The following is a 13,416-nucleotide window of genomic DNA, read 5'->3' on the forward strand; positions in this document are numbered from 1 at the left end:
CCCACGGGAGAAAAACAATGAAGCGGTTATTGATCCTCCTTTTTGCCGGCCTGGTATTGGCCGGCTGCGCCACTTCTGGCGAAGATCCGTTGGCGCCGAAAACCGTCGACAGCGTCAATCTGAAGAAGTACCAAGGGACCTGGTACGAGTTGGCGCGTCTGCCGATGTATTTCCAGCGCAACTGTGCGCAATCCGAAGCCCATTACACGCTCAAGCCGGACGGTAACGTGCTGGTGCTGAACCGCTGCCTGACGGCGGACTGGCAATGGGAGGAGGCCAAGGGCACGGCGTATCCGCAAGTCCCGGGCAAGACCGACAAATTGTGGGTCGAGTTCGACAACTGGTTCTCGCGACTGATTCCGGGTGTGGCGAAGGGCGAGTACTGGGTGTTGTTCGTCAGTGAAGACTACAAGACCGCCATCGTCGGCGACCCGAGCCGCCGCTATCTGTGGCTGCTGTCGCGAACCCCGACGGTCAACGGTGTAGTGCGCGAAGAACTGCTGAGCAAGGCGCGTCAGCAGGGGTATGACACGACGCGGCTGATCTGGCGTGCGACGGATACGCAGATGGCCAAGACCTCGAACTGATTACGCAACCCTTGTACGAGCCGGCTTGCTGGCGATGGAGTGTCAGTCGACTTCAATGTAGCTGACACATCATCGCCAGCAAGCCGGCTCCTACAAGGGGTCGTATCAGCCCAGGAGATCGCGCAGGACCTGGGTGAAGGCGCGGTTACTTTCTTCTTCCCCGGCATGACGCCCATCCCGCACAACCCACTGGCCATTGACCAGCACATCGCGCACCTGGCGATCGCCACCGGCAAACAACCAACGATTGAGAATCCCGTCGCCACTGGCGGTCGCCAGGTACGGATCGCTACCGTCCAGCACCAGCCAATCCGCCCGTTTGCCAACCTCCAGCGCACCAATCGGCTGACCCAACGCCTGCGCGCCGCCGTCCAGTGCCGCGTCATACAGTGTGCGACCCACCATCGGCTGATCCGCGCCATACAAACGGTTACGCCGCTGATCGCGCAAACGCTGGCCGTATTCCAGCCAGCGCAATTCTTCCACCACGCTCAATGACACATGGCTGTCGGAACCGATGCCCATGCGCCCGCCCTGGGCGAGGAAATCCACGGCCGGGAAAATCCCGTCGCCGAGGTTGGCCTCGGTGGTCAGGCACAGGCCGGCGATGGCGCGACTCTTGGTCATCAGCGTGACTTCTTCCGGATTGGCGTGGGTCGCGTGAACCAGGCACCAGCGCTGATCGACTTCGGTGTTTTCGTACAGCCATTGCAGAGGGCGACGGCCGCTCCAGCTCAGGCAGTCATCGACCTCCTTCTGCTGTTCGGCGATGTGAATATGCACCGGGCACTGCTTGTCGCTGGCCGCCAGCACTTCGCTGATCTGCTGTGGCGTTACCGCGCGCAATGAGTGGAAACACAAACCCAGCGACTGCGCCGGTTGCTGCGCCAGGATCGGCTGCAAGCGCGATTGAAGCTTCAGGTAGTTTTCCGTGCTGTTGATAAAACGACGCTGGCCGTCGTTCGGTGCCTGGCCGCCGAAACCGGAATGGCTGTAGAGCACTGGCAACAGGGTCAAACCAATACCGGCGGAGCTGGCCGCCTGGCTGATACGCAGCGCCAGTTCGGCGGGATCTGCGTAGGGTTGGCCGCTCGTGTCGTGGTGCACGTAATGAAATTCCGCAACCGAGGTGTAACCGGCCTTGAGCATTTCGATGTACAGCTGACGGGCGATGACGCCGAGTTGATCCGGGCTGATTTTTCCGACGAGCCGGTACATCAGATCGCGCCAGGTCCAGAAACTGTCGTTCGGATTACCGGCCACTTCCGCCAACCCGGCCATCGCTCGCTGGAACGCGTGGGAGTGCAGATTCGGCATCCCCGGCAGCAGCGGACCGCTTAGCCGTTCGGCGCCATCTGCCTGGGAATCGGCCTGGATATGGGTCAAAACGCCGTCGACGCTGACCTCAAGACGTACATTGTTGGCCCATCCACTAGGCAGCAGCGCGCGTTCGGCAAAGAAGGCGGACATGGTTCAGCACCCCATCGTGTGTTATTTGTATATACATATACAGACGTTTGCCTGCCCGGTAAACTCCGGCAAGCTAGCAACCTTTACTAAATGACCAAGGATTAACCGTGCCGACTCCGCCTACAGTGTCACCGTTGGCCGCGAACATGGGCGACAGTCCGGCGCCCTTGTACGCCCGCGTCAAACAGATGATCACCCAGCAAATCGACAGTGGAAACTGGCCTCCGCACTACCGCGTTCCGTCGGAAAGCGAGCTGGTCAGCCAACTCGGTTTCAGCCGCATGACCATCAACCGCGCACTGCGCGAGATGACCGCCGATGGTCTGTTGGTGCGCATGCAGGGCGTCGGCACGTTCGTCGCCGAGCCGAAAAGCCAGTCCGCGCTGTTTGAAGTGCACAACATCGCCGACGAAATCGCCTCCCGTGGCCATCGCCACACGTGCCAGGTGATCACGCTCGAAGAAGAGGCCGCCGGTTCCGAGCGCGCCCTGGCCCTGGACATGCGTGAAGGCCAGAAGGTCTTCCACTCGCTGATCGTGCATTTCGAAAACGACATTCCGGTGCAAATCGAAGACCGTTTCGTCAACGCGCTGGTGGCGCCCGATTACCTCAAGCAGGATTTCACCCTGCAAACCCCTTACGCCTACCTGAACCAGGTCGCGCCACTGACCGAAGGCGAGCACGTGGTCGAGGCGATTCTGGCCGAGGCCAGCGAGTGCAAATTGCTGCAGATTGAAAAGGGCGAGCCGTGCCTGCTGATCCGTCGCCGCACCTGGTCCGGCCGTCAGCCCGTGACCGCCGCCCGTTTGATACACCCCGGTTCCCGTCATCGTCTGGAAGGACGCTTTCATAAATGAGTCAGGTTAAGGTTTTACGCGCTGTCGATTACCCACGCATGCCGTGGAAAAATGGCGGTGGCAGCACCGAAGAAATCACCCGCGACGCGGGCACTGGCCTTGATGGTTTCGGCTGGCGCCTGTCGATTGCCGATATCGGTGAGTCGGGCGGGTTTTCTACCTTCGCCGGTTACGAGCGGATCATCACCGTGTTGCAGGGCGACGGCATGACCTTGTCGGTTGATGGCCAGCTCACGCGGCCGTTGTTACCGCTGGACCCGTTTGCCTTCAGCGGCGAAAGCCAGGTGTCCTGCACGTTGATTGGTGGTCCGATTCGCGACTTCAACCTGATTTATGCGCCGCAGCGTTACAGCGCGCGGTTGCAGTGGCTGGACGGTGAGCAGCGGTTTTTCAGCGAGGCCGGGACTTTGCTGGTGTTCAGTGTGAGCGAAGCACTTGAGGTGAAGGTCGGTAACAATGCCCAGCAATTGGGTCGTCATGACTGCTTGCAACTCGACGGTAACGTGGGTTTGCTGGAAGTTGCCAGCAATAGCTCGTGCTGCGTGATTGAACTGACTGTACGCGGTTAAATGTGGCGAGGGAGCTTGCTCCCGCTCGGCTGCGCAGCAGTCGTAAATCCTTAATCCCGGTTCCATCTGTTACAACGCATGCTCCCGGTTTTGGGTCTGCTTCGCAGCCCAGCGGGAGCAAGCTCCCTCGCCACAAAAGCTGTCCTCATCCGTTTCCCATTGCGCACCACTTTGTTACCGAACGCCCCAGCGCGGCGCAAAACCACGCTCAAGTAACAAGCCATCACCCCTTCGCCAAATCCCCCCGAAAAATTTCATCTTCCGCAAACCCTTGATTTGCAGGCTTTCCAGCCCGTTCAAAGTTTTTCTTGAAAGCCCATCCAATAAGTTGGCCGCTTGATTGCATATGCTTGTATGTACAAGTAAAGACGTATGCGTATGAGTCGACCGAGACTCTCCGCAGCGTCCACTGATTCGCTTGTGGCGCAACGATGCGCACAGGCTGGCATACCCACCGCCAGGGTTGGTTTGGATTGATCGCTGAGGAGTCTTTTTCGTGACTGACATTAAACCTACTAAGTTTCGTGACGTTGAAATCCGCGCTGCCCGCGGTAACAAGCTGACCGCCAAGAGCTGGCTGACTGAAGCGCCGCTGCGCATGCTGATGAACAACCTCGACCCGGAAGTCGCCGAGAACCCTAAAGAACTGGTGGTTTACGGTGGTATCGGTCGTGCGGCGCGTAACTGGGAATGCTACGACAAGATCGTCGAAAGCCTGACCAACCTGAATGACGACGAGACCCTGCTGGTGCAATCCGGCAAGCCGGTCGGCGTATTCAAGACCCACAGCAACGCCCCGCGCGTGCTGATCGCCAACTCCAACCTGGTGCCGCACTGGGCGAGCTGGGAACACTTCAACGAACTCGACGCCAAAGGCCTGGCCATGTACGGCCAGATGACCGCCGGCAGCTGGATCTACATCGGCAGCCAGGGCATCGTCCAGGGCACCTACGAAACCTTCGTCGAAGCCGGTCGCCAACACTACAACGATGACTTGAAAGGTCGTTGGGTCCTGACCGCAGGTCTCGGCGGCATGGGCGGCGCTCAACCACTGGCCGCAACCCTGGCCGGCGCGTGCTCGCTGAACATCGAATGCCAGCAGGTCAGCATCGATTTCCGTCTGAACAGCCGTTATGTCGACGAGCAAGCCACCGACCTCGACGACGCGCTGGCCCGCATCGCCAAGTACACCAAGGAAGGCAAGGCGATTTCCATCGCTCTGCTGGGCAACGCGGCTGAAATTCTGCCGGAACTGGTCAAGCGCGGCGTGCGCCCGGACATGGTCACCGACCAGACCAGCGCCCACGACCCGCTCAACGGTTACCTGCCGGCCGGCTGGACTTGGGAAGAGTATCGCGCTCGCGCCAAGACCGAGCCTGCTGCCGTGGTCAAAGCCGCCAAGCAATCGATGGCCGTGCACGTCAAAGCGATGTTGGATTTCCAGAAAATGGGCATCCCGACCTTCGACTACGGCAACAACATCCGTCAGATGGCGCAAGAAGAAGGCGTCGAAAACGCATTCGACTTCCCAGGCTTCGTACCGGCTTACATCCGTCCGCTGTTCTGCCGCGGCATCGGCCCGTTCCGTTGGGCTGCGCTGTCGGGTAACGCCGAAGACATCTACAAAACCGACGCCAAGGTCAAAGAACTGATCCCGGACGACGCGCACCTGCACAACTGGCTGGACATGGCGCGCGAGCGCATCAGCTTCCAGGGTCTGCCGGCCCGTATCTGCTGGGTTGGCCTGGGCCTGCGCGCCAAGCTCGGTCTGGCGTTCAACGAAATGGTACGCAGCGGTGAATTGTCCGCGCCAATCGTCATCGGTCGTGACCACCTGGACTCCGGCTCGGTCGCCAGCCCGAACCGCGAAACCGAGTCGATGCAGGACGGTTCCGACGCCGTGTCCGACTGGCCACTGCTCAACGCTCTGCTCAACACCGCGAGCGGCGCGACCTGGGTTTCCCTGCACCACGGCGGCGGCGTCGGCATGGGCTTCTCCCAGCACTCGGGCATGGTGATTGTCTGCGACGGTACTGACGAAGCGGCCGAGCGTATCGCTCGCGTTCTGCACAACGACCCGGCGACTGGCGTTATGCGTCACGCCGATGCGGGTTACCAGATCGCGATCGATTGCGCCAAGGAACAAGGGCTGAACCTGCCGATGATTACCGGCAAGTAATGCTTGCCCGTGTAGGAGCAAAGCTTGCTCGCGATAGCGATGTGTCAGCCAGTGCAGATGTTGAATTTGCCGACCTCATCGCGAGCAAGCTCGGCTCCTACGGGGATTGCGTAAACCCACAATAACAATCCACAGAGGTTGAATCATGGCTGTTAACAACGATCGTGCAGGCAGCAAACCATTGATCGAGAAACGCTCGATCGACTACATCCCGGAAGCGGAGAGACACGGTCGTCTGTTGAGCCAGTTCACCCTGTGGATGGGTGCCAACCTGCAAATCACCGCGATTGTGACGGGTGCGCTGGCGGTGGTGCTCGGTGGTGACGTGTTCTGGTCGTTGATCGGCCTGTTGATCGGGCAACTGCTCGGCGGTGGCGTGATGGCGCTGCATGCCGCGCAAGGGCCCAAACTTGGCCTGCCGCAGATGATTTCCAGCCGTGTGCAGTTCGGTGTTTATGGCGCGGCCATCCCGATCGTGCTGGTCTGTTTGATGTACCTCGGCTTCACCGCAACGGGAACCGTGTTATCCGGCCAGGCGCTGGGCCAGTTGTTTGGCGTCAGTGACACCGTCGGTATCCTCATCTTCGCCAGTGTCATCGTGCTGGTCACGGTGCTCGGTTATCGGGTGATCCATTGGATCGGCCGTGTTGCCAGTGTCATTGGCGTGATTGCCTTTGTTTACCTGTTCAGCCGTCTGGTGAGCCAGGTTGACGTTGGCGCACTGTTGCAAATCCGCCACTTCAGCTGGAGCAGCTTCCTGCTTGCGGTGTCGCTCGCGGCGTCCTGGCAGATCGCCTTCGGCCCCTACGTGGCTGACTATTCACGCTACCTGCCGAGCAAGACTTCCTCGGTGAAAACCTTTTTCGCCGCGGGCGCGGGTTCGGTCATTGGCGCACAGGTGGCGATGGTCCTCGGCGTGTTCGCTGCCGCTTCGGCCAACGGGCAATTCGCCGGCCACGAAGTGGCCTACATCGTTGGTCTGGGCGGTACCGGTGCCACCGCTGCGCTGCTGTACTTCAGCATCGCGTTCGGCAAGGTCACCATTTCCACGCTGAACTCCTACGGCAGCTTCATGTGCATTGCGACCATCATCAGCGGCTTCCGTGGACACCTGCAGGTAACGCGCTTGCAGCGGCTGGTCTTCGTGCTGGTCATCGTCGGTGCTGCGACCCTGATCGCGTTGCTCGGTCAGCACTCGTTCCTCGGTGCGTTCAAGTCCTTCATCCTGTTCCTGCTGGCGTTCTTTACGCCATGGAGCGCGATCAACCTGGTGGACTACTACTGCATCACCCGCGAGCGCTATGACGTGCCGGCGCTGTCCGATCCGAACGGTCGCTACGGCCGCTGGAACATGCTCGGTATCAGCATCTATGTGTTCGGTGTGCTGGTGCAGCTGCCGTTCATTTCCACCAAGTTCTATACCGGTCCGCTGGTGGCAACTCTGGGTGATGTGGATATTTCCTGGATCATCGGTCTGGTGCTTCCCGCAGCCCTGTATTACGTGTGTGCGAAAAAATGGCACGGCACAGTGCCCGATCAACTGATTCTGCCGGTCGAGCAGGACAGCGTTGTACAACCTAAAACAAGCGGGGCCGGTCGCGCTGCGGCGCAGGCCTGATTGGACGTGGATAGGGCTGGATGCCTCTTGACTGCCGTAAGCCAATTCATGATTAGGAGCGTCACACAATGAAATCGAACAAGACCCTGCTGACCACATTGCTTTCCATGGGCCTGCTGGCCAGTGCCGGCGCCACTCAGGCTGCCGGTTGGTGCGAGTCGGGCAAACCGGTGAAATTCGCCGGCCTGAACTGGGAAAGCGCCATGCTGCTGACCGACGTGATGCAAATCGTGTTGGAGAAGGGCTACGACTGCAAGACGGACAGCCTGCCAGGCAACTCCATCACCATGGAAAACGCCCTGAGCAGCAACGACATTCAAGTGTTTGCCGAAGAGTGGGTTGGCCGCAGCGAAGTCTGGAACAAGGCCGAGAAGGCCGGCAAAGTCGTCGGTGTCGGCGCTCCGGTGGTGGGTGCGATCGAAGGCTGGTACGTGCCGCGTTACGTGATCGAAGGCGACGCCAAGCGCAAGCTGGAACCCAAGGCGCCGGACCTGAAAAACATCGCCGACCTGGCCAAGTACGCCGCCGTGTTCAAGGATCAGGAAGAGCCATCGAAGGGCCGTTTCTACAACTGCCCGGCCGGCTGGACCTGTGAGCTGGACAACAGCGAAATGCTGAAAAGCTACGGCCTGGAAAGCACCTACACCAACTTCCGTCCAGGCACCGGCCCGGCGCTGGATGCCGCCGTACTGTCGAGCTACAAGCGCGGCGAGCCGATCCTGTTCTACTACTGGTCGCCAACTCCGCTGATGGGCCAGGTTGACCTGGTCAAACTTGAAGAGAAGCCAGGCGTGGACAAGCGCGTGACCATCAAGGTCGGCCTGTCCAAGACCTTCCACGAGCAAGCCCCGGAACTGGTTGCGGTGCTGGAAAAGGTCAACCTGCCGATCGACCTGCTTAACCAGAACCTCGGACGCATGGCCAAAGAGCGGATCGAGTCGCCAAAACTGGCCAAGATCTTCTTGAAGGAACATCCTGAAGTCTGGCACGCATGGGTGAGCGAAGACGCAGCCAAGAAAATCGACGCGGCCTTGTAGGTTGAGCCTCTCCGGCTGCCCTGAGTGGCAGTCGGTGCTTGATCGCAACCCCTTGATTGAGAGTCTCTTATGTTTCCCGAAAGCTTTACCTTTTCCATCGCCGACTGGGTCAACGGTTGGGTCGATTCGCTGGTCACCAACTACGGCGACGTGTTCCGCAGCATCTCCGACACCCTATTGTGGGCCATCGTCAATCTTGAAGGGCTGCTGCGTGCGGCGCCCTGGTGGCTGATGCTGGCCATCGTGGCGGGCGTTGCCTGGCACGCGACCCGTAAAGTCGTGACCACCGCCGTCATAGTCGGTTTGCTGTTTCTGGTAGGCGCAGTCGGCCTCTGGGACAAGCTGATGCAAACGCTCGCGCTGATGATGGTGGCCACGGTCATTTCGGTGCTGATCGGCATTCCGCTGGGCATTCTCTCGGCGCGCAGCAATCGCCTGCGTTCGGTGCTGATGCCGTTGCTGGACATCATGCAGACCATGCCGAGTTTCGTGTACCTGATCCCGGTGCTGATGCTGTTCGGCCTGGGCAAGGTTCCGGCGATTTTCGCCACCGTGATCTACGCCGCGCCGCCGCTGATCCGCTTGACTGATCTGGGCATTCGCCAGGTTGACGGCGAAGTGATGGAAGCGATCAACGCCTTTGGTGCCAACCGCTGGCAGCAACTGTTTGGCGTGCAACTGCCGCTGGCCCTGCCGAGCATCATGGCCGGGATCAACCAGACCACCATGATGGCCCTGTCGATGGTGGTGATTGCCTCGATGATCGGTGCCCGTGGCCTGGGCGAAGATGTGTTGGTGGGGATTCAGACCCTCAACGTCGGACGTGGCCTTGAAGCCGGTCTGGCGATCGTGATTCTGGCAGTGGTGATCGACCGCATTACACAGGCGTACGGTCGTGCACGGCATGAGGTGAGCAAATGAACAACGAAGCCATCAGCAAGATCGAAGTCAAAAACGTCTTCAAGATTTTCGGCAACCGTTCCAGGGAAGCGCTGGGCATGATTGGCCAGGGCAAGACCAAGGATCAGGTGCTGGCCGAAACCGGCTGTGTGGTCGGCGTGAACGACCTGTCGTTGAGCATCGGTAGCGGCGAGATCTTCGTGATCATGGGCCTGTCCGGTTCCGGCAAATCGACCCTGGTGCGCCACTTCAACCGCCTGATCGACCCAACCAGCGGCGCGATCCTGGTGGATGGCGTGGACATCCTGCAATACGACATGGAAGCCCTGCGCGAATTTCGCCGGCGCAAGATCAGCATGGTGTTCCAGAGCTTCGGCCTGCTGCCGCACAAGACCGTGGTGGACAACGTCGCCTACGGCCTGAAAGTGCGTGGCGAGACCAAGCAAATGTGCTCCGAGCGCGCGCTGCACTGGATCAATACCGTGGGCCTCAAGGGCTACGAAAACAAATACCCGCATCAGCTCTCGGGCGGCATGCGGCAGCGTGTGGGCCTGGCTCGTGCCTTGGCGGCGGACACCGACATCATCCTGATGGACGAAGCGTTCAGTGCGCTCGATCCGCTGATCCGCGCGGAGATGCAGGACCAGTTGCTGGAACTGCAAAAGACCCTGCACAAGACCATCGTCTTCATCACCCACGACCTCGACGAGGCCGTGCGCATCGGCAACCGCATCGCGATCCTCAAGGATGGCCGCCTGATTCAGGTCGGCACGCCGCGAGAGATCCTGCATTCGCCGGCGGATGAGTATGTCGACCGGTTCGTACAGCGGCGGGCGGCTGTGGTTTAAGAGGTTTGTGGCGGGACTGCTTTTGTGGCGAGGGAGCTTGCTCCCGCTCGAGCGCGCAGCGGTCGCAAAATTTTGGGGCCGCTACGCAGCCCAGCGGGAGCAAGCTCCCTCGCCACAGTTGTCACATGGCCATGAATTATTTATGAGGCTCCAGATGTCCCAGGCTGAAAATATCGTTATCGCCCACGCCCCTCTGCGTTGGCAGGATGTGGTCGCCGTAGCCCGCCACGGCGCGCCGCTCGAGCTGTCGACCCAGGCCTGGGCGCGGATCGAGAACGCTCAGGCGATCGTCCAGCGCATCGTCACCAGCGGCGAACGCGCTTACGGCGTCAACACCGGTCTGGGTGCGCTGTGCAACGTCTCTCTGAAAGACGAGCAACTCAGCCAGCTGTCGCGCAACACCTTGCTCAGTCACGCCTGTGGCGTTGGCGCGCCACTGGCCGACGAACAGACGCGCGCGATCATGTGCGCAGCGATCCGCAACTACAGCCACGGCAAGTCCGGCATTCATCGCCGGGTGGTCGAAGCGCTGCTGGCGCTGCTCAATCGCGGTATCACCCCGCAAGTGCCGTCCCAGGGCTCGGTGGGTTACCTGACCCACATGGCGCACATCGGCATCGCGTTGCTGGGCGTCGGCAATGTCAGCTATCGCGGGCAGATCGTTCCTGCGCAACAGGCCCTGGCTGAAGAAGGTCTGCATCCGGTTCAACTCGGCGCCAAAGACGGCTTGTGCCTGGTCAACGGCACGCCGTGCATGACCGGCCTCAGCTCCCTGGCGATTGCCGATGCCACGCGCCTGCTGCAATGGGCCGACGTGATCGGCGCCATGAGCTTCGAGGCCCAGCGCGGCCAGATCGCGGCGTTCGATGCCGAAATCATCGCCCTCAAACCGCACCCGGGCATGCAGCAGGTCGGTATCAACCTGCGTTCACTGCTCGATGGCAGTGAAGTGATTGCGTCGAGCAAAGGCATCCGCACCCAGGATGCGCTGAGCATCCGTTCGATCCCGCAGGTCCACGGCGCTGCACGGGATCAACTGGCGCACGCGATTCAACAGATCGAAACCGAACTCAACGGTTGCACCGACAACCCGTTGCTGCTGGGCACGCCGGACAATTTCCGCATCATGTCCCAGGCCAACCCGCACGGTCAGTCCGTGGCCATGGCCGCTGATTTGCTGGCCATCGCCATGGCGGAAATCGGCTCCATCGCCGAGCGACGTCTCGACCGTTTGATCAACCCGCATGTCAGCGGTCTGCCGGCATTCCTGGTGGCCAATCCGGGGGTGAACTCCGGGATGATGATCGTGCAATACGTCGCCGCTTCGCTGTGTGCGGAAAACCGTCAACTGGCGCAACCGGCGGTGCTCGACAACTACGTCACTTCGGGCTTGCAGGAAGACCACCTGAGCATGGGCACCAACGCCGCGCTGAAGCTGCAACGCGCGCTGGAAAACTGCACGCAGATCCTCGCCATCGAGTACCTGCTGGCGGCTCAGGCATTTGAATTCCTGAAAGAACAGCGCTTCGGCGCCGGCACCGATACCGCATGGCGTCTGCTGCGTGAACGGGTTCCGGCTTACGATCAGGACCGCTGGCTGGCGCCCGATATCGCCGCTGCAGCAAGCGTGTTGAAAGACCCGATTTTGCTGCGCAAGGCTTTACCGAATCTGAACTGATTTCCACAACACCAGCGTGCCAAGGCGCGGCTCCCCAAAAGGCGAGACGCGACGGACAACGGACATCTCCGGAGCGTCTGGTGAGTTAATAAAAAACTCTCAAAAGGAGCTCGAAATGACTGCGCTAAACCTGATCCCCGGCCAACTGAGCCTTGCCCAACTGCGTGATATCTATCAGCAACCGGTCAAAATCACCCTCGACGACAGCGCCTCGGCGCAGATCGAAGCCAGCGTTGCCTGCGTGGAACAGATCCTCGCCGAGAACCGCACCGCCTACGGCATCAACACCGGTTTCGGCCTGCTGGCCTCGACCCGCATCGCCAGCGAAGACCTGGAAAACCTGCAGCGCTCGCTGGTGCTGTCCCACGCCGCCGGTGTGGGCGAGCCGATCAGCGACGCGCTGGTGCGACTGGTCATGGTGCTCAAGGTCAACAGCCTGAGCCGTGGTTTCTCCGGTATTCGCCGCGTGGTCATCGACGCGCTGATCGCCCTGATCAACGCCGAGGTTTACCCGCACATTCCATTGAAAGGTTCGGTCGGTGCCTCCGGCGACCTGGCGCCGTTGGCCCACATGTCGCTGGTGCTGCTGGGTGAAGGCAAGGCGCGCTACAAAGGCGAATGGATGGAAGCCACCGAAGCGCTGAAAGTCGCCGGCCTGACTCCGCTGACCCTGGCCGCGAAAGAAGGCCTGGCGCTGCTCAACGGCACTCAGGTGTCCACCGCTTACGCGCTGCGCGGTCTGTTTGAAGGTGAAGATCTGTTTGCGGGCGCCCTGGCCTTGGGCGGTCTGACCGTCGAAGCGGTGCTGGGTTCGCGCTCGCCGTTCGACGCGCGCATTCACGCCGCGCGTGGCCAGAAAGGCCAGATCGACGCCGCTGCCGCTTACCGCGACCTGCTGGGCGAGCGCAGTGAAGTCTCCGACTCGCACCAGAACTGCGAAAAAGTTCAGGACCCGTACTCCCTGCGCTGCCAGCCGCAAGTCATGGGCGCCTGCCTGACCCAGTTCCGTCAGGCCGCCGAGGTGCTTGCCGTCGAAGCCAACGCCGTCTCGGATAACCCGTTGGTGTTTGCTGCTGAAGGTGACGTGATCTCCGGCGGTAACTTCCACGCCGAACCCGTCGCGATGGCCGCCGACAACATGGCCTTGGCCATCGCTGAAATCGGCTCGCTGAGCGAACGCCGCATCTCGCTGATGATGGACAAGCACATGTCACAACTGCCGCCGTTCCTGGTGGCCAATGGCGGCGTGAACTCCGGTTTCATGATCGCTCAAGTGACTGCTGCGGCCCTCGCCAGTGAAAACAAGGCGTTGTCCCATCCGCATTCGGTGGACAGCCTGCCGACGTCGGCGAACCAGGAAGACCACGTGTCCATGGCACCGGCTGCCGGGAAGCGTTTGTGGGAAATGGCGGAAAACACTCGCGGGGTTCTGGCGGTGGAATGGTTGGCTGCAGTTCAGGGGCTGGACCTGCGTGATGGTCTGAAGACTTCGCCGAAACTGGAAAAGGCTCGGGCGATTCTGCGTAGAGAAGTGCCTTTCTATGAGAAGGATCGCTTCTTTGCGCCGGACATCAATGCGGCGACTGAGCTGTTGGCGACGCGTTGCCTGAATGAACTGGTCGCGGCCAGGCTTTTGCCGAGCCTGTGATGTACTCATCGCCAGCAGGCTGGCT

The 13,416-nt window shown here is 60.7% G+C and carries 11 protein-coding genes; 10 read left to right on the forward strand and 1 reads right to left on the reverse strand.

The window, feature by feature from the left end:
* The first annotated feature begins 17 nt into the window (after positions 1 to 17).
* Entirely contained in the window at positions 18 to 587 is a 570-nt protein-coding gene (locus tag ACA066_RS01695) for a lipocalin family protein (RefSeq protein WP_214380261.1), read from the forward strand.
* 105 nt (positions 588 to 692) lie between these two features.
* Here the strand turns inward: ACA066_RS01695 and ACA066_RS01700 are convergent, their stop codons facing one another.
* Positions 693 to 2,057: a formimidoylglutamate deiminase gene (locus tag ACA066_RS01700; protein ID WP_497697867.1), complete on the reverse strand. Its 1,365-nt coding sequence runs from the start codon at positions 2,055 to 2,057 to the stop codon at positions 693 to 695.
* 146 nt (positions 2,058 to 2,203) lie between these two features.
* Between ACA066_RS01700 and hutC the strand changes: the two genes are divergently transcribed.
* The 9 genes from hutC (at position 2,204) to hutH (ACA066_RS01745) (ending at position 13,391) form a co-directional block, all read left to right on the forward strand.
* Positions 2,204 to 2,914, forward strand: a complete 711-nt coding sequence (hutC, locus tag ACA066_RS01705) for a histidine utilization transcriptional repressor HutC (protein WP_174602685.1) — start codon at positions 2,204 to 2,206, stop codon at positions 2,912 to 2,914.
* Positions 2,911 to 3,483, forward strand: coding sequence for a HutD/Ves family protein (locus ACA066_RS01710; RefSeq protein WP_497697868.1), 573 nt, complete (start codon positions 2,911 to 2,913; stop codon positions 3,481 to 3,483). Before hutC ends, ACA066_RS01710 begins: the two co-directional genes overlap by 4 nt.
* A gap of 496 nt (positions 3,484 to 3,979) precedes the next feature.
* Positions 3,980 to 5,662, forward strand: coding sequence for a urocanate hydratase (gene hutU, locus ACA066_RS01715; RefSeq protein ID WP_497697869.1), 1,683 nt, complete (start codon positions 3,980 to 3,982; stop codon positions 5,660 to 5,662).
* A gap of 145 nt (positions 5,663 to 5,807) precedes the next feature.
* Positions 5,808 to 7,280: a purine-cytosine permease family protein gene (locus tag ACA066_RS01720; protein ID WP_497697870.1), complete on the forward strand. Its 1,473-nt coding sequence runs from the start codon at positions 5,808 to 5,810 to the stop codon at positions 7,278 to 7,280.
* 68 nt (positions 7,281 to 7,348) lie between these two features.
* The gene (locus tag ACA066_RS01725; protein ID WP_497697871.1) at positions 7,349 to 8,317 is read left to right on the forward strand and encodes an ABC transporter substrate-binding protein; all 969 of its coding nucleotides are present in this window, start codon (positions 7,349 to 7,351) and stop codon (positions 8,315 to 8,317) included.
* A 69-nt stretch (positions 8,318 to 8,386) separates the two neighbouring features.
* Entirely contained in the window at positions 8,387 to 9,238 is an 852-nt protein-coding gene (locus ACA066_RS01730) for an ABC transporter permease (protein ID WP_008058061.1), read from the forward strand.
* Positions 9,235 to 10,065 carry a quaternary amine ABC transporter ATP-binding protein gene (locus ACA066_RS01735; protein ID WP_497697872.1) on the forward strand — a complete coding sequence of 277 codons (831 nt, stop codon included), beginning with the start codon at positions 9,235 to 9,237 and terminating at the stop codon, positions 10,063 to 10,065. Before ACA066_RS01730 ends, ACA066_RS01735 begins: the two co-directional genes overlap by 4 nt.
* 154 nt (positions 10,066 to 10,219) lie before the next feature.
* Positions 10,220 to 11,743 (forward strand): histidine ammonia-lyase, encoded by a 1,524-nt coding sequence (gene hutH / locus ACA066_RS01740; protein WP_497697873.1) that lies wholly within the window; start codon positions 10,220 to 10,222, stop codon positions 11,741 to 11,743.
* Positions 11,744 to 11,858: 115 nt separating this feature from the next.
* On the forward strand, positions 11,859 to 13,391 hold the full coding sequence (hutH, locus tag ACA066_RS01745; protein WP_497697874.1) for a histidine ammonia-lyase: 1,533 nt from the start codon (positions 11,859 to 11,861) through the stop codon (positions 13,389 to 13,391).
* Positions 13,392 to 13,416 lie beyond the last annotated feature (25 nt).

This window comes from Pseudomonas sp. LBUM1651 (assembly GCF_059716135.1).

What these genes read in the sequence shown, in the direction of transcription:
- ACA066_RS01695 (WP_214380261.1), top strand. Translation starts at nt 18, where the DNA reads ATGAAGCGGTTATTGATCCTCCTTTTTGCCGGCCTGGTATTGGCCGGC.
- ACA066_RS01700 (WP_497697867.1), bottom strand. Translation starts at nt 2,057, where the DNA reads ATGTCCGCCTTCTTTGCCGAACGCGCGCTGCTGCCTAGTGGATGGGCC.
- hutC (WP_174602685.1), top strand. Translation starts at nt 2,204, where the DNA reads ATGGGCGACAGTCCGGCGCCCTTGTACGCCCGCGTCAAACAGATGATC.
- ACA066_RS01710 (WP_497697868.1), top strand. Translation starts at nt 2,911, where the DNA reads ATGAGTCAGGTTAAGGTTTTACGCGCTGTCGATTACCCACGCATGCCG.
- ACA066_RS01720 (WP_497697870.1), top strand. Translation starts at nt 5,808, where the DNA reads ATGGCTGTTAACAACGATCGTGCAGGCAGCAAACCATTGATCGAGAAA.
- ACA066_RS01725 (WP_497697871.1), top strand. Translation starts at nt 7,349, where the DNA reads ATGAAATCGAACAAGACCCTGCTGACCACATTGCTTTCCATGGGCCTG.
- ACA066_RS01730 (WP_008058061.1), top strand. Translation starts at nt 8,387, where the DNA reads ATGTTTCCCGAAAGCTTTACCTTTTCCATCGCCGACTGGGTCAACGGT.
- ACA066_RS01735 (WP_497697872.1), top strand. Translation starts at nt 9,235, where the DNA reads ATGAACAACGAAGCCATCAGCAAGATCGAAGTCAAAAACGTCTTCAAG.
- hutH (WP_497697873.1), top strand. Translation starts at nt 10,220, where the DNA reads ATGTCCCAGGCTGAAAATATCGTTATCGCCCACGCCCCTCTGCGTTGG.
- hutH (WP_497697874.1), top strand. Translation starts at nt 11,859, where the DNA reads ATGACTGCGCTAAACCTGATCCCCGGCCAACTGAGCCTTGCCCAACTG.